Genomic DNA, 17,870 nt, shown 5'->3' with positions numbered 1-17,870 from the left:
GACCGGTTCCGCGAGCGCGCCGGGCGGGCCGCGACGGCACGCGCGACACGGATGCGGACGGCACGCGCGACACGGGTGCGAGGGCGCCGCGGCCGTACGGGGAAGGGTCAGCGGATGTGGGACGACCTCGAGCCGCCCGGGGTCCGAGGCGCCCAGGCCGGCTCCACCGTGGCTTCCTTCATGGACGGCTCGTCCATCAGGACGTGCCAGCCGTCGTCACCCCCGTTCCCGTCGAGACGCACGTTGATCTCCTTCCTCTGCCCGGTGTCCTGGAAGTACAGGACGACGGTCTGACGCTCGGAGCCCTCGTCGTAGAAGTCGGCTGCGACTTTCCCTCCCGCTCCCTTCCCGAACGCCTCGATCCAGTTGTCGGCCGTGCTGCGTGCGGTGTCCTCGCTGCTGTCACTCGTGGCGAGTGCCGCGAGCCGGTCGGGGGAATCGTCGGCGATCCGCCAGACGAGCTGTTGCGTGACGCCGAGTGAGCCGGTGGAGGGGTAGCCGAGCACGTGCAGGGGTTCATGGCGGGCGTAGTCCTCGGCATAGCGGATGTCGTCCGTGGACGAGCACCCGGTCAGCGCCGCGAGCAGCACACCGATCGCCAGTGCCGCGGACAGCGGGCCGCGCGCCGGGGCCCCCGCCCTCGTCCGGTGCTCCTGGGGCGGACGACCAGGACCCGTTCCGGCCCCCCGCCATCCGTGCCGCAGCACGGATTCACGTCTGGTCATGCTTCCTCGGACTCCGTCGAACGCCGCGCGGACACGGCGTGGGGCGAGACTTTCCGTCCTTGAGGATGTTCGCCCTGGCCGTGACGTTCCGGGAATCAAGGGCAGGGCGCGCCACTTGGGGGTGTGCCCGGTCACATCGGGGCGACGGTGTGGATTCCGGCCGAGGAGGAAGCGGGCGGTCGTCCTTCGGAACGCACCGGGCGTCACCGACCCGGCGCTCCCTGACCGGTCCGGTCCGTCAGTCGCGTGTCACTTCGAGATGCGGGCTTCGATGCCGTCGAGCAGGAAGTCGAGGCCGGTCCGGAAGGTCTGGTCGGCGTCCAGGTGTGCGGCGTCGCGCACCACCGTGGCCAGCGCGGGGAATCGGCCGGTGGCGAGGGTCCGCTGCAGATAGGGCCCGAGCGAGGCCTGCCAGTGCTTCTCGTCCATCCCGGTGGCCCGTTCGGCACGCCGCTCGGCGATCTCCCGACGCACCGCGCCGATCACGTACGCCTTGACCGCGGCGACCATCGGCATGACGGAGTCCACGTCGACGTCGCCCAGCGCGGCCAGCACGGTCTCCCCGCTGGCCAGGGAGTGCGGCCCGAGCTGGGGTCGGCCACCCAGGAGGTCGGCGAGCCATTCGTGTTCGTGAGCGGCGCGACGGGTGGCTTCGGCATGGGACCGGAGAGCCTCCCGCCAGCCGTCTCCGGTCGCCCGGATCTCGGCGTAGGCGGCGTCGACCATGAGGTCGAGCAGTTCCTCCTTGCCGGCGATGTAGCCGTACAGCCGCATCGGACGGACGTCCAGCGCGGTGGCGACCTTGCGCAGCGACACGGCCTCCAGGCCGTCCGCGTCGGCCAGATCGATCGCCGCCCGCACGATCCGTTCCCGGCTCAACGAGGCCGGCACGGGCCGATTCGGTGGCTCCGGTCTCTCCCACACCAACATGCCGCCAACGATACAACGCATCGAGCGATACAGTGTATCGAAAGATACGGTGTATCGAGGAGGGGCAACCATGACCATAGCCATCGTCGGAGCCGGCCTCGGCGGCCTGGCGCTCGCCCGCGTGCTGCACGTGAACGGCATGGATTCCGTCGTGTACGAACGTGAGTCGTCACGAGGCGCGCGCGGTCAGGGCGGCATGCTCGACATCCACTCCGGCCAACGGGCGCTGCGCGAGGCCGGTCTGATCGACGGGTTCTACGAGATCGCCCGCGGTGAAGGCCAGGACATGCGCCTCCTCGAACCGGACGGCACCCTGCTGCTCCAGGAGGACACGCCCGACGACGCCCCGCTCCTGCGACCCGAGGTCGACCGCGCCGACCTGCGCGACCTGCTGCTGGACTCCCTTCCCGAAGGCACCGTGCGCTGGGGGCACGCGTTCCGGTCCGCCGACGACGGCCGACTGCACTTCGCCGACGGCGGCAGCGCGCCGTACGACCTGCTGGTCGGCGCGGACGGCGCGCGGTCCCGGGTCCGCCCGCTGCTCACCGACGCCCGCCCGGTGCACATGGGCCACAACGTCGTCGAGGTCGGCATCCCCGACATCGACCGCACGCACCCCGACCTCGCGGCGATGGTCGGGCGCGGCACCTACTGGGCGCTCGGCAACGGGATATCCCTGGCCGCGCAGCGCAACGGCGACGGCCGCGTCCGCATCGGCATCAGCTTCTACAACACCGCCGAGGACTGGTTCGCCACCAGCGGGATCCCGTTCGACGACCCGGCCGCCGCCCGGGCGCGGCTGATCGAGCTGCTCCCCGGCTGGGACTCACGGTTCACCGCGCTGATCGAGGCTTGCGACGACACGATCGTGCCGCGGTCGATCACCACCCTCCCGGTCGGCCTGACCTGGCCGTCGGCGCCTGACGTCACGCTGGTCGGCGATGCCGCGCACCTGATGCCCCCGGTGGGGGAGGGCGCCAACATGGCGCTGCTCGACGGTGCCCTGCTCGGTCTCGCGCTGGCCGCGCACCCGGACGACTTTCCCGCCGCCGTCAAAGAATACGAACGCGAGATGTTCGAACGCGCCGGCGCCGCCGCCCGGATGTCCGCGCGCATGCACGACCTGCTGGCGTCGCCGGACGCCGCCCAGAAGGTGCTCGCGTTCTTCCAGCCCGACTGAGGGCGCCCCGAAGGGCTTCGGCGCCGCCTTCCGGCAGCCGTTCCACGGCACGCGCCGCGAACGGACCGAAGCGGGCGGACGGGAGTCCGACCGCTTCGGTCCAATAGTGATGCCCGTGATCCCGGAGGCTTCCTCCCGGTCGCCCCACCCGCGGGGGTGGCCGCTATCCGAGCCACGTCCCGTCGCGCATGACGACCCTCCCGCGCAGTTCCGGCTCGCCGTGCCAGGCGCGCACGGTCCTCGGGACCACGCGTATGTACAGAAAGGACCCCTCTTCCGCGCGCGGATCCCACCCGAACTTGGCGGTGAACGCCTCCGCCGCGCCTTCGGGCACCTCCTGGTCCGGGAAGCACTCCGCCTCCCCCTGGAGGAGCACCACGTCGAAGGTGTCCGGCAGCGACAGGCGTACACGCGGCTCCTCGCGGACGTTCCGCGCCGTCACGGAAGCGGCGCCGGTGCACGTCCACACCGCGCGCCCGTCCCACAAGAACCACAGCGGCACCTGGTGCGGCCCGCGATCGGGGTGAGCCGTCGACATCCATACGTCCCGCTCGGTGGCGAGCCGCTCCAGGGTGTCGCGCACGCGTTCCGCCGTCCGGCGGCGAACGATTTCCGTGGTCTCCATGAGGACCGACCCTAGCCAGGCAGGCACGGGACGCGCCTGAGGCGCAGGACCTACTCCCGGAGACCGATGACCCCCTCGTCCTTCGGCTCGGGTCGGCCGACTTCGGCGCGGCGGAGGCGGGTGTCAGCGGGTGACGCGGGTGTCAGCGGGTGGCGGCCTCGAGCCGGGCACGGACGACGTCGGCTCCGGCCGGGGTGGCCTCGGCGTTCATGAAGTCGGCGGCGTCGCCCGCGTACGGCAGTCCGTACACCGGGGTGCCGGGCTGCGAGCGCCAGCTGTCGGCGAGGCCGCCGTACGCCAGCGCGTCGAAGCCGAGCAGGTCGAGCAGTTCGGCGGCGTGTGCCACCGCGGCCGGGTCGTCGCCCGCGATGGGCAGCGTGGTGCGGTCGGGTGCTCCCTTCGGGCGGGCCAGCGCGCCCAGGTGGCGGAAGAAGATGTTGTTGAACCCCTTCACCACATGCGCGTCCGGCAGGTGGCCCTGGAGCAGTTGGCTCTCCGTGGTGGAGCCGTCCTTCAGCGCGGGGATCTCGCCGTCCCGCTGCGGGTAGTAGTTGCCGGTGTCGATGACCGTCTTCCCGGACAACGGAGCCACCGGGATCTGGTCGAACGCCTTGAGCGGTACGGTCACCACCACCCAGTCACCCGCCGCGCCGGCCTCCGCGGGGGTCGCCGCGCGGGCCCGCGGGCCGAGGTCGGAGACCAGGTCGCCGAGGGTCTCGGGGCCGCGCGAATTGCTGAGCACCACGTCCAGGCCGGCGTCCACCGCCAGCCGGGCCAGCGTGCCGCCGATGTTTCCACTGCCGATGAGTCCAAGAGTCGCCATGGCAATCACAACCTCGCGTCGCGGCCGCTGATTCCGCCGTCGGCCAGGAACTTTCCGGTGACCGTGTGACGGGCGCCTGACCTGCTCGTTCTCGTGGTGCGGGGCGGGGGAACGCGGTGATCCGCCGGAGCGGTTCGGGCCGTGGAGGACCGTTCGCGAGCGCCACGGGGTGTGGCCGGCCGACGACGCCCGGGAACGGTCGCTGCCATGACCATTCATGCGTCACGGCGGTGGTGACCCTGTGGGGCTCCGGCACCGGGAGTGATGCAGAACCCCGGAACTGGCCCTGTGCGGTCCGGGAAAGCCGACCCCGGTCCGACGGAACGGCCCTGTCGGGAATCGCCCGGGATAGTGTGCAGCCGTGAGCCTTGAGCAACTGCGCGGCCAGTTCTGCTGGTTGACGTCGATCGTCCTTCGGGGCGATCTGCGACCCAGCGAGGCTGTCATCGAGCTGAGCTCGGAGAATGCCAGTGCGACACTGCGACTTGTGGGCATCGTGCACGCCAGGGTCGACATCGCCGACCCGGACGCCGACTTCGTGGACGAGGTCGTCGTGCGGGAACTGCCCCAGTACGGCCCGTGGCCGGACGAGGCCCGCCACCTCCTGCAACACCACACCAACCGCTGCGCGTTGCAATGGCTGACCATCATCGGACCGAGCGAAGTGGAGTTCCTCGCCGAGGAGTTCGGCGAGGACTAGGGCCCGGTCCATGTCGCCCTGGGCGAGCCCGTGGCTTCTCCTACCCCCGGACGGTCACCAGGAGCCAGGCCACCGGGAGGGCGATGATGCCGAGGGCGATGGCGCCGAACAGAGAGGCGAGCCAGACGAAGACGTAGTTCTCGCCGTTGAGGAAGCGCCCTCGACGGGAGGAGGCGAGCAGCCAGTGGCCGGGCAGACCCAGGGTGACGGCCGTCCAGCCGGCGAAGGTGACGTATTCGGCGGCGTCGAGCGGCGAGGGTTCGAAGACCACGTCACCGACGAGCCGGACCTCGCGTCGGGTGCCCGGCCGGAAGTCGTCGGAGGCGGAGCGGAGCAGCATCGGCCGTGACGCCTCCGCACCGGCGGCCGTAGACGCGGAGGACGGCGTGTACCGGCCCCGGCAATGGGTGTCGGTGTCCTCCAGCCCCTCGAAGCAGTCGGTGACCACGAAAGTGCCGGTCGGCCCGGCGATGCCGGTCAGTGCGACCAGTCGGGCGCCGAACAGCAGCCAGACCACGCCCAGGCTCCCCACCAGCCACAGCACGGCGAGACCGCCGACCACCCGCCAGGACCACGTCCGGTCCACCCGCCCCATACGACGCCCCCGCCACTCGCTCCCCCGCCCGAGGGCGCCCTACCCGGCAGAAGTGTCATGGAACCGCCGGACCACACGCCCGCCACGACCACCAGCGGGACACCGGCCGAGCGCCGCACCGCCATCTCGCGGAACCTGTTCGACGAACTCCTCGGCTGTCTCTGCCGCTGCCCGCAAGCGCGCACGCCGTACGATCCCGCGTGACGAACGCGCTCCTGCCGGTGGTGGGCGCGGTTTCATCCGACCCAGGGGCCCGGCAGCTCTTCACGGATGGTCTCAAGATCGGAAAACGTGTGCCCGCGCGCGTGGACCCAGGACTGGTCCTGAAGTCCGTCACGGCGTACCAGTCTGCCGGGGGCCGCGTACCAGCGCACCGGCGAGTCGTCCTCGCTCGCCCACATCGGGAGGTCGGGCAGGTCCACCCGGGCATAGCGGGCGTGGAGATTCGGCATCGACGCGTCGGGCAGCTCGCAGGCGTCGTAGCGGCTGTCCGTCCCGAAGAGCGATTCGCTCAGCACCAGTTCGACCCAGGCCAGGGACATCCGGTCGAGGAAGGGGATCCAGCCCTGGTGCGATTCGACCACCACCGGTGGGTCGCCCTGCCCGATCCGGGCGAGCGGAATTCCCCAGGAGGCGCAGTCCTGGTTCTCGCGGCGGAAGACCAGGATGCCGTCCGAGGCGTCATCGACGTATAGGCCCGCGGGCCGGACCAGAGGGTCCTGCTGCCGGGTCAGGTCGTCCCGGCGGCCGAACAGCGCGTACCCCTCGCTCAACGCCGCCGGCAGCTCGAAGCCCAGATCGTCCTCCGCGTCCGCCAGTTCCTCCGTCGTGCAGCCGTCCTCCGGCCGTAGCGGACGGTCCATCCACGCATCGGCGTACCAGCGCACGAACTCCCACGCCTGGAAGCGGGTGCGCACTCCGCCGCGCAGCGCCGTCGACACATCAGGACCGTCCAGCATGCCGAGGACGCTACCGCGTTCAGGGGGATGACATCGGCGATCTCGGTGGGCGCGGGTCATGCGGTGCCGCGGCGAGCGCGGTCCAGGTACCCGGCCAGCTCACGCCAGTCGTCGGCCGGAGCGTCGGGGTCTCCCGACAGGGCGACCGGATCGTCGTGCCATGCGGCCCGCACTCCGGCGGAGATGCCGGTGTCGCCGCCGGTGAACAGCGTGCTGAGTTCGTCCATGCGAGCGGCCAGCCGACGCACTCTTCGATCGGTGGCAGGGGTCCCGGCCGTCCGGAGCCGCTCGGCCCTGCGGTACAACTCCGGCCACTCGACCTCCAGCAGATAACGCATCGAAGGTCCGAGGGCCCCGGCACGTGTCCGCAGGGTCTGCATCTGGTCGGCATCCAGATGACGGCCCAGCGCGTGCTCGCCCTCCTGGCCGGTGCCACCGATCGCCTCCAGCGCGTCGAACAGAGCCGTGGCACCTGGCTCTCGGCCCGAGGCCAGTGCGGCTTCGAGCAGCGCGAGCCGCTCCCGCAGCACGCCGAGCGCGGCGATGGACGCCTCCACGCCGGTCAGATGGTCGCGGACCAGTCGTATCGGATCCACCCCGGCGTCGAGGCAGACGGCGATGCTGTCCAGGGAGAGACCCAGATCGCGCAGCGCCAGCACTTGATAGAGACGGACGAGGTCGTCCTCGGTGTACTCCCTGTGACCTCCCGTGGTGCGCCGGGAGGGGCTGAGCAGGCCGATGGTGTCCCAGTGGTGCAGCGTGCGCACGGTCAGCCCGCTGGCCTCCGCGAGCCGGCCCACTTTCCAGGTTGCAGATGCGGTCATGGATCCACGATGCATCCTCACCTCGCGTGAGGTTCAACCCGCGGCAACGGCTGATGACGGCACGTCAAACCACGTCTGAACGGGCGGAAACGGATGAGGAGTTGCCGAACGCCGGGCCCAACGTGCCGCTCCGGACGAATCGACTTGACGATCCTTTGACCTTGACCTCAGACTTCCCCTGCAACTCCCCATAGTCGAAGGAATTTTCGAAATAATGAAGAGATTCGCGCGGCCTCGTACCGGAGCCGCAGCGGTTGTGTCCGTCCTCTCCCTGGCCCTGGTCACCGGCTGTTCCGACAGCGGGTCCGGGTCGGGTTCCGACGGCAAGGACAGCGGCAAGGGCGGCAAGGACTCGGCCGCCGCCGCGAAGCCCCTCAGCGACAGCGAGCTGGGCAAACTGATCGTCACGACGGCCGACGTCAAGGGCTTCAAGGTCGCTCCGCTCGGCAAGGCCGAGACGTTCGCCGCCGCCAAGGAGGACGTCAAGGTCGTCGACGAGAAGTGCGCGCCTCTCGCGTACGTCCTCACCGGCTTCGCGCCGGGCGACTCGGCCTCCTACGTGAACCGCACGGCCCATGAGGACCCGGCGGCCAAGGCGGCGGCGTCCCCCACCAAGAACATGGAGGACATGTCGCCGGAGGAGCTCGAGAAGGCGCTGGACTCCGTCACCGACGCACTCGGTTCGACGACGACCCTCGTCTCGCTCTCCTCGTACGAGGGGGACGGCGCGAAGGAGACCATGTCGTCGGTCTCCGAGGCGATCAAGGGCTGCGGCAGCGGCTTCACCGCCACGGGCGGGGACGATCCGCAGAAGTTCTCGAAGGTCGTGGGGGAGAAGGCCTCCGGGAACGGTGACGAGTCGGTGGCGTTCGCGGCGACCGCTGACGCGGACGGGTCCCCGCTGATCGTGCACGCCGAGGTCGCGCGTCACGGCAACACCGTCGCGACGTACTACTCGCTCAGCCTCGCGGCCCTGGCCGAGGACGGCAAGAAGGCGATCGCCTACAGCGTGCCGGCCGCGCTCATCAAGGCCCAGGCGGCCAAGCTCGGCTGATCCGGGACCCGGTGGGAGGGCGGACGCGGTCGACCGGACCGTGCGCCCTTCCACCGGACCTCCGTGGTGGCCCTCGCGCCGCACGGCGGCCGCCCCGGAACCCGGCCGAGGGCGACGGCCGTCACCCTCTCGCCTCCGCCGTCATCGCCCTCACCCTCATGCGCCACCGCTGACCCACCGGATGAAGACGGTGTGGTTCCTCCGGAGCGGGCGTCGGCCGAGAGCGGTTGTCAGGGGTGGATGGCAGGATCGCCGCATGGGAGTCATCTATGGCTATTTCGCCGCCGCTGACGATGGCGACGCGGTCCGGGCCGTGGTGCGCGAGGACGGCGAATCGACCGCGACGGGCTACGACGGGTTCGACGTCAACGGCATGGATCCGACCGTCGACCTGCTCCCGGCGGAAGTGATCCTTTCGGGCCGGTCGGCCGAGACCGTCCGGGCGGACCCGAGGCACGGCCACCTGATCGCGACGGCCGACGACGGACAATTGTTGTGCCTGTCGCTGACGGACGCCCTGCGTGACGCGCTCGCTGCCGCTGATCACGGTTCGCTGCACGACGTCGCCCGGGCGTGGGCCGCGTCGGACGTGTTCCCCGTACCGCCGGACCCGGACGGCCTCGCGGAGTTCCTCGAGCGGGCCGTCGGCCTGACGGGCCGGGCGGTCGAGCGAGGGCATCGCCTCTACTGCTGGATCCGCGTCTGACGGACTCCCGCAGCCCTTGCCCCGTCGACGGCTTGGCGGCGGCCGGCATCGAAGTGTGTCGGCCGACGAGTCCCGGCGTCTGAAAACCGGCTCCGGAAGCGGCAGTTCGACGGATATGGGATACCTTCGCGTTTGTCATGATCAAGTCGGATGGAAGACGAATCCAGTCGATGGTCTTACAGATCGCGCCCCGCCCGCCGGGCCTGGCCCGCAGACGATCGGGGACAAGGAGGTCCGCCCGGGCACGGTCCGGCGGACCGCGCGTCGCATCCCTCGTCCTCGGCACGGTCCAGGCACTGTTGCTCGCGCTTGTGGTGGTGCCGTTCACCGTCCTGGCCGCCGCCCCGGCCCATGCGCTCCCTCCGAACGAGACCCCCTTCCTCACCTGGAACATGCAGGGAGCGACCACCGAGGGGGTGAACCTGTGGACCGACTACATGCCGTCGATCCTCAGGGAAGCCAGGTACCCCCAGGTCGTCATGCTCCAGGAAGTGGGAGCCGGAACGCCGGACAACTCGGCACAGCTGCCCAACCCTCGGGGCACGGAGGGCAACCGCCTCGTCACCTATGTCGAGTGGCGCTCCAGCATGCGGCCCTCGAGGTGGTACCTGCTCTTCCTGCAGACCAACAATCCCGATGATCCCGATGACTCGGGCGGCCGGGTGAACACGATCGTGATGTCGCAAAGCCAGATCACCGACGCCACGGTGGTGGAAGCCGACCACAGCAGCGGGCGCAACCGGCCCTCCCTCGGTATCCGCCAGGGGGACGACTGGTACTTCAGCTATCACGCGCTGTCCGGCGGCGGCGACGACGCGGTGCACATGCTGGACGCCATCGGTGACCGCGTCGAAGCCCTTGAACCGGAGGGCCGACGCTACGACTGGACGGTGGGCGCGGACTTCAACGTCAGGCCCGAGACCGAGGACGGCAGGGGTCTGACCCAGCGCGAGGACTGGCCGATCATCACCACACCGAACGGCCTGGCTCCCCGGGTCCTGAACAGCGGACAGCCCACCCACCGAAGCGGCCGGGAACTGGACTACGCGGGACGACCTCGGACCGCGGCAGCTACAGGGTGAGCGCGCAGCCCAGCCTGGGCGGCTCCGACCACCAGCCGGTCTGGGTCCGCCCCGCACCCGCGCCGACGAGCAGCGTGGCGGAGTACAGCCCGCTGGCGACCGGCGGCTTCGCGATCGACGGCGGCAACGGGCGGACGATCCCCTACAGGTACGGCGGCATGCGCGGCCCGGCGCGCGAATGCCTCATACACAGGTACGGGACGGGATGCCAGGAGTACCTCGACCAGAGGAGCAGCCTGGCGAGTACGGCGGACGCCGGCACGACCAGCTTCGACTACGTGGGCCCCGTCGGCAGAGGGAGCGTCACGGACGACGACAACGAGGAGGAGGCGTTCCCCGGCCAGAACATCGACCAGCTGCGCCAGCACCTCGTCGGTGACCTGCGCACCTACAGACCCAACGTCGTGCTGCTCCAGCTCGACGTCGCCAACGACCTCACCGACGACGAAGACCTGACGGCCTCCCAGGAGGCGGACCGACTGCGCGTCCTGCTCGAACAGATCCACTTCGTCCTGCCCCGCACGATGGTGCTGGTCGGCGATCCGGTCCCGTCCAGGACGCCGGCCGTCCGGGACAAGATGTACACCGGGGCCTCCTCCTACCTCGCGCGGTCGAGCGCGGTCATCGCCTCCGCGCTCCGGGCGGGCCAGCCGGTACGGCAGGTCCCGATCGCCTTCCCCCACGACGCCGGCTTCGTGGACACCACCCAGGACGCCGACGGAGTGCCCAACGACGACGGCTACAGGGCCATGACCCTGGGCTACGTGGCCCAGTTGGCCGCCCTGTGGGACTCCGGCGACATCGTCGCCCCCGCCGACGTCGTGGTGAACCCCGCCGACCTGGTGGTCGACGACAGCGGCATCGACGACACGCCGGGCGCGGGCGGGAACCCCACCACGAACCCGCCGTTGAAGGTGATGGTGGTCGGGGACTCCATGAGCGAGGGGATGGAGGGCGACTGGACCTGGCGGTACCGGTTGTGGCAGTGGTTCAAGGACCAGCACGTGCCCGTCGACTTCGTCGGCCCCTACCGTGGCACCAAGCAGCCCGACCCGACCGGCCCGCCCGCTCCGCCCCGGCTCCAGAACGAACCGCCCGAGAACCCCTCGGTGGCGAACCCGCCCGTCTCCGGCGCCTACCACCAGGACATCGCGCCCGGCTTCGACAGCGACCACTTCGCCGTGTGGGGCCGCCAGGCCGCCCAGGACAAGGACCTGATCGGGCCGATGGTCGCGCAGTACGAACCCGACCTGATCCTCTTCGGCCTCGGCTTCAACGACATGGGCTGGTTCGTGAGCGACGCGAAGGGGACGCTGGACAGCATGAAAGCCCTCGTCGACCGGGCCCGCGCCGCGAAACCGGACGTCAAGATGGCCGTGGCGAACGTCCCGCACCGCCTCTTCATCGACGGCCGCCAGGACCTGGTCGACAAGACCAACCAGTACAACGCCCTGCTCAAGGACGCCGTCCCGACCTGGAGCACCTCCAACTCCCCGGTGGAACTGGTCGACTGGGAAAGGGCCTACGGCTGCAGAACGACCGGATGCCCCGCCGGCTACGACGGCCTGCACCCCAACCTCACGGGTGAGTACCAGATCGCCTACGCCTACGCGCGCACCCTCAACGAGGAGTTCGGGATCGGGCAGTCGACCCCGGACCACATCCCTGCGTTCCCCGCGCGGCCGATCTCCCCGGTGTCGGGACTCAAGGCGGAGTCCGTCCCCAGCGGGATCAAGGTGACCTGGAACCCGGTGTTCGGCGCCCGCGGGTACGAGGTCCTCTACCGGGTCGTGGGCGCCTCCGACTGGAACCGGGCCATCGTCCCGTCCAACCGCTTCGACACCACCTGGACCCAGGACGGCTGGACCTGGGAGTACCAGGTCCGCGCCTACAACTACACCGACGGCACCTCGGCCTGGAAGATGGCCGGCGCCACCTCGCACCCCGAGACGGCCGCCGCGCCCGGGAACATCGTCACGCGGGCGACCGCGACGGGCGTGGACGTGTCCTGGGACGCGGCGAAGGGCCCGTACACCGACAGCATCGACCGGTACCAGATCATCACCTGGGACAGGGACGTGCCCGGGTCGTTCATCGGCAGCACGGGCGTCAAGGGAACGTCCGCGCACCTCGACGGACTCGTGCCGGGCCACCACTACCTCGTCGCGGTCGCGACCTGGAACCGGGCTGGCGGCGGCTTCCCCGGCACGGCCCGGTCCGTGACCATCGGTGCGGGGACACCCCCCGTCCCGACGGACGTCACGGTCAAGTCCATCGACGCCACCACCGTCCAGCTGAACTGGAAGGGGTCCCCGGAGGCGGCCGGGTACCGGGTGTGGGTGCGCAGCGTGAACGCGCCCGAAGGCTCGAACACGCAGGGCCCGTACGTCACGGACGGCCCCGAGCACCAGATCGCCTTCCTGTTCCCGGGCAACTGGAACTTCGAGTTCTGCATCACCGCGATCAACGGCGAACTGGAGTCCGGCAAGTCCTCCTGCGTCCACGTGCCGCTCCCGCCGCCGTCTACCGGCGGCGCCCCGTCACCGTCCGGCAGCAGCCGCGAGGTGCCGGATCCGGCCGAGGAGTCCTTGCTGAAGCTGGGCCGGGCCGCCGACGCGCAGAGGGACCCGGCCGCGGCCGCGCCCATCGGCTGAGGCCAGGAGCCACCCGACGTGCTCGCGGGCCGCGTCGTCCCCTCACCCACACCCGAGCGGATCCTGGAGACGGACACCATCCACGAGCTCCTGGCCGGAGGCACCCTGGTCATCTGCGCCGGCGGCGGAGGCATCCCCGTCACCGCCGACAACGACACCGGCGCGCTGAGGGGCGTCGAGGCGGTCGTCGACAAGGACCTCACCGCCGCCCTGCTCGCCGAGGACCTCAAGGCCGACTTCCTGCTCATCCTCACCGACGTGCCGTGCGTCTACGACGGCTACGGCACCCCCGACCCCAAGCCCGTCCTCGACGCCACCCCCGCCGACCTGCGTCAAGGCGGCTTCCCCGACGGCTCCATGGGCCCCAAGACGGAAGCCGCCGCCCGTTTCGTCGAACGCACCGGTGCCCTGGCCGCGATCGGCGCGCTGGATGCCGCGTACGAGATCGTCCACGGGACGTCGGGGACCCTGGTGCGCCCTGATCTGGCCGTCGGCTGAAACGCCTCAGGCCGTGCGATGCAGCCGACGGCTCCCCTGGGGCGGGCGGTGCACGCGGCAGGAGCCCTCGCCACAGGCTGGATGGCCGAGTCCGGTGCGCGGTCGTCCGGTCCGCGGTCCGAACAGGTGGGCGCCTTCGGCGCACTCGTCTCCGACCTGCTCGACCTCGAAGACCGGTAGGCGCCACCTCGTTGGTGCGAGATGACCGAGCTGTCCACATGGTGATCATTTCACGCCGGGGAGCGGGAGATCTTCGGTTTCGTCGGCAGCAATGGCGCGGGCAGGACCACCACCACGCGGATCGCGCCGGGCGTGCTGGCGGCGGAAGCGGGGGAGGTGCGCCGGGACGGGTCACCGGTCACCCTGAAGACCCGCAGCCGCATCGGGCACATGCCGGAGGAGCGCGGGCTGTATCCGCGGATGAGGGTCGGCGAGCAGTTGGAATACCTGGCCAGGCTGCATGGGCTGAGCCGCACCGACGCGGCGAGGACCACGAGAGAGTGGACCGGAAGGCTCGGCGTGGACGGCCGGGTCGGCGACGAAGTGCAGAGGCTGAGCCTGGGCGACCAGCAGCGGGTGCAGTTCGTGGCGGGCTGGTACACCACCCGGAGATCCTGGTGCTGGACGATCCCTTCTCGGGTTTGGACCCGATGGCCGTGGACGTGATGAGCAAGGTGCTGGGGCGAAGTACGCCGAGGGCGCGCGGCAAGGCCTTTCTGATCCTCCTGGACACCTCGACGACGCCGATGCTTGAGGTCACCGCCGCCCGGCTCGGACAGAAGACCACCGCGGGCACCGTTGCCGACCACCCTTCAGGGGGTCGGGCAGGTGAAGGCGGGCAAGGTGGCCGGCATCGGGGCACCAGGCTGCAGCAGCTCGTCGTCCCGGCCGTACTCGGCGTCGGCCTGGCCACCGGCATGATCAGCCCCTCGATCGGCACCGTCGCCTGGGTGCTGGGGTGGCACGTGTCTGGATTCGCCCTCTACGCGCTGGTGTTCGCGGCGCTGGGACCACGGTGTCCCGCCAGGAGGACGTCGGCGGGCTCATGATGTCGGTGCCGCACCGTTGTTCCTGGCCTGGGTGGTCGGCGTCTCGCAGGTGCCCTTCAGCCCGGACAGCGGGCTGGTGACCTGGCTGTCCATACTGTCGCCGTGCGCGCCGGTATTGATGCCGATGCGCATCGCCATGGGTGTCGCCCCACTGTGGCAGGTTGCTGTCGCTGGGGTCGACGATCGCTTTCAGTGGCCTGCTGCTGCGCTTCGCCGGACGGATCTGCCGCAACTCAGCACTCCGCAGCGGCGCGAGGGCCCCTGCTCGAAGCACTGAAGGCGGCATAGACAGGCCGTGTGTTCATCGTGCGTTGCTGGTCACAGGGCTGCCGGGAGTCCGTGGACCGGTGTCGGTCCTGATGGCGGGCGCGAGAGCGGGACCTTGGCGTTCCCATGTGGGTCGGTTCCTGTTGTCGGTCGCGCAGCCGGTGGCGGCAGCAGCTCAGTAGAGGGAGCCGGGCCAGGCGGATGCCACCGCTGCGATGACGCCCACGTCCAGCAGTACGCCGACGCTGAGCCACGGGTCGAACCAGAACGCCTTGAGCACCAGCCCACTCGCCGCCGCGACCAGCGCGGCCGTGGGCCACCAGTCGCTGCCCGCGAGCACCCCGGCGCCGGCGACGGCGTACACCAGGGCGGTGTACCAGGCGATGGCCAGCGCCGTGGCTCTGGCCAAGGTGGCGGAGACGTGGGCGGCGGTCAGCGCCCAGGAGTGTCCGGGGTCGAACGGGGACGGCTGGTCGGGCTGTTGGGGTGCTGTCCACACGCCGGGGTGCAGCAGCCCGTGCACGATCAGGAACGCCCCCACCACAAAGGTGGTCATGACAGCTCCTCCGGTCCGTCCGGTTCGGTGCCGCCCAGGTCGAGCCGGAACGGCGGGTATACGTCGGTCATCAGGGCGGCGTAAGCGGAGACCCGCAGTACCCACCGGTTCAGGCCGACGATCAGGGCGAACAGATCCTTCGGGTATGTCTCGGTGAAGGCGAGGGTCACGGCGGCGATCAACGCCAGCACGGCGACGAGGCCGCCGGCCCACCAGCCGAGGTGCCAGTCGCCGAGGAAGAAGCCGATGACGATGTAGTGCGGGATGGCCAGCAGCCACCACTTCACGAGTACCAGGCCGCGGGAGAGCTGTTCGGGGTAGGTGATGTCCAGCCGGGCCGAGTAGTCGGGTTCCTCGCCCAGGCTGAACGGCGGATAGCGGTCGGTGCCCAGCGCTCCGTACGAATAGAAGGCGACCCGCCAGCTCCAGCGCAGCACCCCCAGGTTGAAGTCGAAAAGGGTGCGCGGATAGCGACCGGTGAACAGGATGGCGAAGAACGCAATCACGCTCACCACGGTGAACGCGATCCACAGGAAGAACAGCACCACGTAGTGCGGGACGAGAAGGATCCACTTCACGAGCCACAGCCACCGGGACAGCGGCGCATCCAGCACCGCGTTCACCCGGACCGGACGCTCCGGTACCCCGGCAAGAGTCGTCATGGCGATCAGCTCCTTCGGCTTACGGACCCGTTCCCACCGGACGGGTCTGGGCCTGCTGCCAGCCTCACGGGTGCCTGGGTGCCGCCGCGAGGGCCGGGCAGGTCCGGCCTTGAGGCCATCGGTCCCGGTCGCCGTCAGTCCTTGAAGCCGGCGTACAGCGGATGAGCGCGCGCTCGGAAGGCCCGGCAGTCCGGGCCGGCCAGACTGCCGTGACGGCCGTCACCGGGCGTTCGGAGGTCAGTGCTGGAGCAGTCAGGGGCGGGTGACGCTGTCCGAATCATGCTGTTCGGGCGGGCGGGTGTCGTCGATGCGGAAGGTCAGGCTGTTGACCACGCCGACCACTCCGTCGACGCGCCACGTCAGCTGGATCGCGAGGGGGATGTCGCCACCGATCCACACGGCCCGCGGGCCGATGTCGTCCTCGTCGTCGGCGCCGACGAGGTCACCAACCAGATTGCCCGCCGTCGATGAGGCAGAGGCCGACCGGCCCCATCCACGCGAGCGCATCGGGGCCCGGGGCCCCGCCTGTGCCGGGCTGGCCGGGACCGCACCGGGGCGCTGTTGTCGGACGTGGACCTTGAGTCGCTCCTGTGCGGGTGCGGCCCCGGCGGGTACGTCGGTCTGCCTCGTCATGGTCGTGGGTGCAGCCTCCGATGCGGGGCCGGGTCGAGCAGCCCACGGTCACGGGTCCACCGGCCCGCAGCCGGGGCCGGTGCGGCCCTGATGCAACGTCATGAGACATGGGGAGGCTGTGAGTTGTCAAAAAGGGGCCGACTGCAAGGTGGGGTCAGCGCGCTGCCAGGCCTTCGCGGCCAGCGGGAGGAGAGGAGTTGCGGTCATGACATCGGTCAGCTTCGAGAAGGCGACCCGCGTCTATCCCACGATGGACCATCCGGCGGTGGACGCGCTCGACCTGGACATCGCCGACGGCGAGTTCATGGTTCTGGTGGGTCCGTCGGGTTGTGGGAAGTCCACTTCCCTGCGGATGCTGGCGGGCCTTGAGGACGTGGACGCCGGGGTGATCCGGATCGGTGAGCGGGACGTCACGCATCTGCCGCCGAAGGACCGGGACATCGCCATGGTGTTCCAGAACTACGCGCTCTACCCGCACATGACGGTCGCCGACAACATGGGCTTCGCCCTGAAGATCGCCGGGATGCCGAAGGAGGAGATCCGACAGAAGGTCGCCGATGCGGCGAAGATCCTGGACCTGACCGAGTACCTCGACCGCAAGCCGAAGGCTCTCTCCGGCGGTCAGCGGCAGCGCGTGGCGATGGGCCGCGCGATCGTGCGCGAGCCGCAGGTGTTCCTGATGGACGAGCCGCTGTCGAACCTCGACGCCAAGCTGCGGGTCAGCACCCGTACGCAGATCGCGTCGCTGCAGCGCCGTCTCGGGATCACGACGGTGTACGTCACCCACGACCAGGTCGAGGCGCTGACCATGGGCGATCGCGTGGCCGTCATGAAGGACGGCGTGCTGCAGCAGGTCGGCACCCCGAAGGAGGTCTACGAGCGGCCGGCCAACGCGTTCGTCGGTGGGTTCATAGGCTCTCCGGCCATGAACCAGTTCACGGTGCCTCTTGCCCCGGAGGGCGTGCGGTTCGGCGACACCGTCGTCCCACTGCCCCGCGAGATCCTGGAGGCGGCCGGGCCCCATGCCCGGGAGGTCGTCCTCGGCGTCCGCCCGGAGCACCTCGAGGTGCTGCCGGGCGGCGGCCAGGCGGAGCCGACCGGCCTGCGGGTACGGGTCGACGTGGTCGAGGAGCTCGGTTCCGACGCCTACGTCTACGGCACCGCCCGGTTCGGCGAGGACACCGAACCCGTGATCCTGCGTGTGCCCGGACGGCACACACCGGACAAGGGCCAGGAGCTGCACGTCGTTCCGCGCCCGCAGACCGTTCACCTCTTCTCGGCAGAGACCGGCCTGCGCCTGGAAGGCTGAACGGCTCCGGCGACACCGAAGGACCGCGTCCGGGGAGGG

At 70.4% G+C, this 17,870-nt stretch carries 22 protein-coding genes and 1 pseudogene; 12 read left to right on the top strand and 11 right to left on the bottom strand.

Translation table 11 applies throughout. The annotated features are described in order from the left end of the window. Nucleotides 1–107 precede the first annotated feature (107 nt). On the bottom strand, nt 108–725 hold the full coding sequence (locus tag ACICHK_RS01720) for a hypothetical protein (RefSeq protein WP_406835227.1): 618 nt from the start codon (nt 723–725) through the stop codon (nt 108–110). Nucleotides 726–974: 249 nt separating this feature from the next. Continuing rightward, nucleotides 975–1,655: a TetR/AcrR family transcriptional regulator gene (locus ACICHK_RS01715; RefSeq protein ID WP_406835226.1), complete on the bottom strand. Its 681-nt coding sequence runs from the start codon at nt 1,653–1,655 to the stop codon at nt 975–977. Nucleotides 1,656–1,725: 70 nt separating this feature from the next. Between ACICHK_RS01715 and ACICHK_RS01710 the strand changes: the two genes are divergently transcribed. Beyond that, a complete protein-coding gene (locus ACICHK_RS01710; protein WP_406835225.1) occupies nt 1,726–2,835 on the top strand; it encodes an FAD-dependent oxidoreductase in 1,110 nt (369 codons plus the stop codon). Nucleotides 2,836–2,998: 163 nt separating this feature from the next. Here the strand turns inward: ACICHK_RS01710 and ACICHK_RS01705 are convergent, their stop codons facing one another. Continuing rightward, a complete protein-coding gene (locus ACICHK_RS01705; protein WP_406835223.1) occupies nt 2,999–3,460 on the bottom strand; it encodes a pyridoxamine 5'-phosphate oxidase family protein in 462 nt (153 codons plus the stop codon). 142 nt (nt 3,461–3,602) lie between these two features. Continuing rightward, nucleotides 3,603–4,283 (bottom strand): NADPH-dependent F420 reductase, encoded by a 681-nt coding sequence (locus ACICHK_RS01700; RefSeq protein WP_406835222.1) that lies wholly within the window; start codon nt 4,281–4,283, stop codon nt 3,603–3,605. A gap of 361 nt (nt 4,284–4,644) precedes the next feature. Between ACICHK_RS01700 and ACICHK_RS01695 the strand changes: the two genes are divergently transcribed. Then, nucleotides 4,645–4,983, top strand: coding sequence for a hypothetical protein (locus ACICHK_RS01695; protein WP_406835221.1), 339 nt, complete (start codon nt 4,645–4,647; stop codon nt 4,981–4,983). 40 nt (nt 4,984–5,023) lie between these two features. On the opposite strand, the gene ACICHK_RS01690 is transcribed toward ACICHK_RS01695, so the two are convergent. Then, nucleotides 5,024–5,569, bottom strand: a complete 546-nt coding sequence (locus ACICHK_RS01690) for a hypothetical protein (RefSeq protein WP_406835220.1) — start codon at nt 5,567–5,569, stop codon at nt 5,024–5,026. Nucleotides 5,570–5,635: 66 nt separating this feature from the next. Here ACICHK_RS01690 and ACICHK_RS01685 point away from each other — a divergent pair, with 66 nt between their 5' ends. Then, entirely contained in the window at nt 5,636–5,782 is a 147-nt protein-coding gene (locus ACICHK_RS01685; RefSeq protein WP_406835218.1) for a hypothetical protein, read from the top strand. A gap of 32 nt (nt 5,783–5,814) precedes the next feature. On the opposite strand, the gene ACICHK_RS01680 is transcribed toward ACICHK_RS01685, so the two are convergent. Continuing rightward, complete coding sequence (locus ACICHK_RS01680; RefSeq protein WP_406835217.1) at nt 5,815–6,537, bottom strand: SMI1/KNR4 family protein; 723 nt, start codon at nt 6,535–6,537, stop codon at nt 5,815–5,817. Between the two features lie 56 nt (nt 6,538–6,593). Beyond that, nucleotides 6,594–7,361, bottom strand: coding sequence for a MerR family transcriptional regulator (locus tag ACICHK_RS01675; RefSeq protein WP_406835215.1), 768 nt, complete (start codon nt 7,359–7,361; stop codon nt 6,594–6,596). Nucleotides 7,362–7,617: 256 nt separating this feature from the next. On the opposite strand from ACICHK_RS01675, the gene ACICHK_RS01670 reads away from it, so the two are divergent. The 8 genes and pseudogenes from ACICHK_RS01670 to ACICHK_RS01635 all read left to right on the top strand — a co-directional run bounded on the left by ACICHK_RS01670 (nt 7,618) and on the right by ACICHK_RS01635 (nt 14,404). Next, a complete protein-coding gene (locus tag ACICHK_RS01670; RefSeq protein ID WP_406835213.1) occupies nt 7,618–8,415 on the top strand; it encodes a hypothetical protein in 798 nt (265 codons plus the stop codon). 256 nt (nt 8,416–8,671) lie between these two features. After that, nucleotides 8,672–9,121, top strand: coding sequence for a hypothetical protein (locus tag ACICHK_RS01665; RefSeq protein WP_406835211.1), 450 nt, complete (start codon nt 8,672–8,674; stop codon nt 9,119–9,121). Nucleotides 9,122–9,291: 170 nt separating this feature from the next. Next, nucleotides 9,292–10,203 (top strand): hypothetical protein, encoded by a 912-nt coding sequence (locus ACICHK_RS01660; RefSeq protein WP_406835210.1) that lies wholly within the window; start codon nt 9,292–9,294, stop codon nt 10,201–10,203. Next, complete coding sequence (locus ACICHK_RS01655) at nt 10,200–12,857, top strand: GDSL-type esterase/lipase family protein (RefSeq protein WP_406835209.1); 2,658 nt, start codon at nt 10,200–10,202, stop codon at nt 12,855–12,857. Before ACICHK_RS01660 ends, ACICHK_RS01655 begins: the two co-directional genes overlap by 4 nt. A 30-nt stretch (nt 12,858–12,887) precedes the next feature. Beyond that, nucleotides 12,888–13,355, top strand: a pseudogene (locus ACICHK_RS01650) (carbamate kinase); the annotation flags it as partial. An 18-nt stretch (nt 13,356–13,373) separates the two neighbouring features. Then, nucleotides 13,374–13,535 (top strand): hypothetical protein, encoded by a 162-nt coding sequence (locus tag ACICHK_RS01645; RefSeq protein ID WP_406835207.1) that lies wholly within the window; start codon nt 13,374–13,376, stop codon nt 13,533–13,535. 69 nt (nt 13,536–13,604) lie between these two features. Beyond that, the gene (locus ACICHK_RS01640; RefSeq protein ID WP_406841137.1) at nt 13,605–14,021 is read left to right on the top strand and encodes an ABC transporter ATP-binding protein; all 417 of its coding nucleotides are present in this window, start codon (nt 13,605–13,607) and stop codon (nt 14,019–14,021) included. Further along, the gene (locus tag ACICHK_RS01635) at nt 13,973–14,404 is read left to right on the top strand and encodes a hypothetical protein (protein ID WP_406835206.1); all 432 of its coding nucleotides are present in this window, start codon (nt 13,973–13,975) and stop codon (nt 14,402–14,404) included. The genes ACICHK_RS01640 and ACICHK_RS01635 overlap by 49 nt, the downstream gene beginning before the upstream one ends. On the opposite strand, the gene ACICHK_RS01630 is transcribed toward ACICHK_RS01635, so the two are convergent. The 4 genes from ACICHK_RS01630 to ACICHK_RS01615 form a co-directional block, all read right to left on the bottom strand. Then, entirely contained in the window at nt 14,399–14,542 is a 144-nt protein-coding gene (locus ACICHK_RS01630; protein WP_406835205.1) for a hypothetical protein, read from the bottom strand. The two genes, ACICHK_RS01635 and ACICHK_RS01630, sit on opposite strands and share 6 nt — an antisense overlap. Nucleotides 14,543–14,846: 304 nt before the next feature. Continuing rightward, nucleotides 14,847–15,227, bottom strand: coding sequence for a hypothetical protein (locus tag ACICHK_RS01625; RefSeq protein WP_406835204.1), 381 nt, complete (start codon nt 15,225–15,227; stop codon nt 14,847–14,849). Further along, nucleotides 15,224–15,889 carry a DUF4389 domain-containing protein gene (locus ACICHK_RS01620; RefSeq protein ID WP_406835202.1) on the bottom strand — a complete coding sequence of 222 codons (666 nt, stop codon included), beginning with the start codon at nt 15,887–15,889 and terminating at the stop codon, nt 15,224–15,226. The genes ACICHK_RS01625 and ACICHK_RS01620 overlap by 4 nt, the downstream gene beginning before the upstream one ends. A gap of 252 nt (nt 15,890–16,141) precedes the next feature. After that, complete coding sequence (locus ACICHK_RS01615) at nt 16,142–16,522, bottom strand: hypothetical protein (protein ID WP_406835201.1); 381 nt, start codon at nt 16,520–16,522, stop codon at nt 16,142–16,144. A gap of 205 nt (nt 16,523–16,727) precedes the next feature. On the opposite strand from ACICHK_RS01615, the gene ACICHK_RS01610 reads away from it, so the two are divergent. Next, nucleotides 16,728–17,831 (top strand): ABC transporter ATP-binding protein, encoded by a 1,104-nt coding sequence (locus ACICHK_RS01610; RefSeq protein ID WP_406835200.1) that lies wholly within the window; start codon nt 16,728–16,730, stop codon nt 17,829–17,831. The last annotated feature ends 39 nt before the right edge of the window (nt 17,832–17,870 follow it).

This window comes from Streptomyces sp. AHU1 (assembly GCF_045343905.1).
Lineage (GTDB): Bacteria > Actinomycetota > Actinomycetes > Streptomycetales > Streptomycetaceae > Streptomyces > Streptomyces triticiradicis.
This window is presented reverse-complemented; position numbering and strand designations above follow the sequence as displayed.

Excerpts from the sequence above, each read along its gene's own strand:
- ACICHK_RS01630 (WP_406835205.1), bottom strand. The coding sequence starts at position 14,542 with ATGGCGATGCGCATCGGCATCAATACCGGCGCGCACGGCGACAGTATG.
- ACICHK_RS01615 (WP_406835201.1), bottom strand. The coding sequence starts at position 16,522 with ATGACGAGGCAGACCGACGTACCCGCCGGGGCCGCACCCGCACAGGAG.
- ACICHK_RS01705 (WP_406835223.1), bottom strand. The coding sequence starts at position 3,460 with ATGGAGACCACGGAAATCGTTCGCCGCCGGACGGCGGAACGCGTGCGC.
- ACICHK_RS01700 (WP_406835222.1), bottom strand. The coding sequence starts at position 4,283 with ATGGCGACTCTTGGACTCATCGGCAGTGGAAACATCGGCGGCACGCTG.
- ACICHK_RS01625 (WP_406835204.1), bottom strand. The coding sequence starts at position 15,227 with ATGACCACCTTTGTGGTGGGGGCGTTCCTGATCGTGCACGGGCTGCTG.
- ACICHK_RS01660 (WP_406835210.1), top strand. The coding sequence starts at position 9,292 with ATGGTCTTACAGATCGCGCCCCGCCCGCCGGGCCTGGCCCGCAGACGA.
- ACICHK_RS01685 (WP_406835218.1), top strand. The coding sequence starts at position 5,636 with ATGGAACCGCCGGACCACACGCCCGCCACGACCACCAGCGGGACACCG.
- ACICHK_RS01665 (WP_406835211.1), top strand. The coding sequence starts at position 8,672 with ATGGGAGTCATCTATGGCTATTTCGCCGCCGCTGACGATGGCGACGCG.
- ACICHK_RS01645 (WP_406835207.1), top strand. The coding sequence starts at position 13,374 with ATGCAGCCGACGGCTCCCCTGGGGCGGGCGGTGCACGCGGCAGGAGCC.
- ACICHK_RS01720 (WP_406835227.1), bottom strand. The coding sequence starts at position 725 with ATGACCAGACGTGAATCCGTGCTGCGGCACGGATGGCGGGGGGCCGGA.
- ACICHK_RS01620 (WP_406835202.1), bottom strand. The coding sequence starts at position 15,889 with ATGACGACTCTTGCCGGGGTACCGGAGCGTCCGGTCCGGGTGAACGCG.
- ACICHK_RS01715 (WP_406835226.1), bottom strand. The coding sequence starts at position 1,655 with ATGTTGGTGTGGGAGAGACCGGAGCCACCGAATCGGCCCGTGCCGGCC.
- ACICHK_RS01675 (WP_406835215.1), bottom strand. The coding sequence starts at position 7,361 with ATGACCGCATCTGCAACCTGGAAAGTGGGCCGGCTCGCGGAGGCCAGC.
- ACICHK_RS01680 (WP_406835217.1), bottom strand. The coding sequence starts at position 6,537 with ATGCTGGACGGTCCTGATGTGTCGACGGCGCTGCGCGGCGGAGTGCGC.
- ACICHK_RS01610 (WP_406835200.1), top strand. The coding sequence starts at position 16,728 with ATGACATCGGTCAGCTTCGAGAAGGCGACCCGCGTCTATCCCACGATG.
- ACICHK_RS01710 (WP_406835225.1), top strand. The coding sequence starts at position 1,726 with ATGACCATAGCCATCGTCGGAGCCGGCCTCGGCGGCCTGGCGCTCGCC.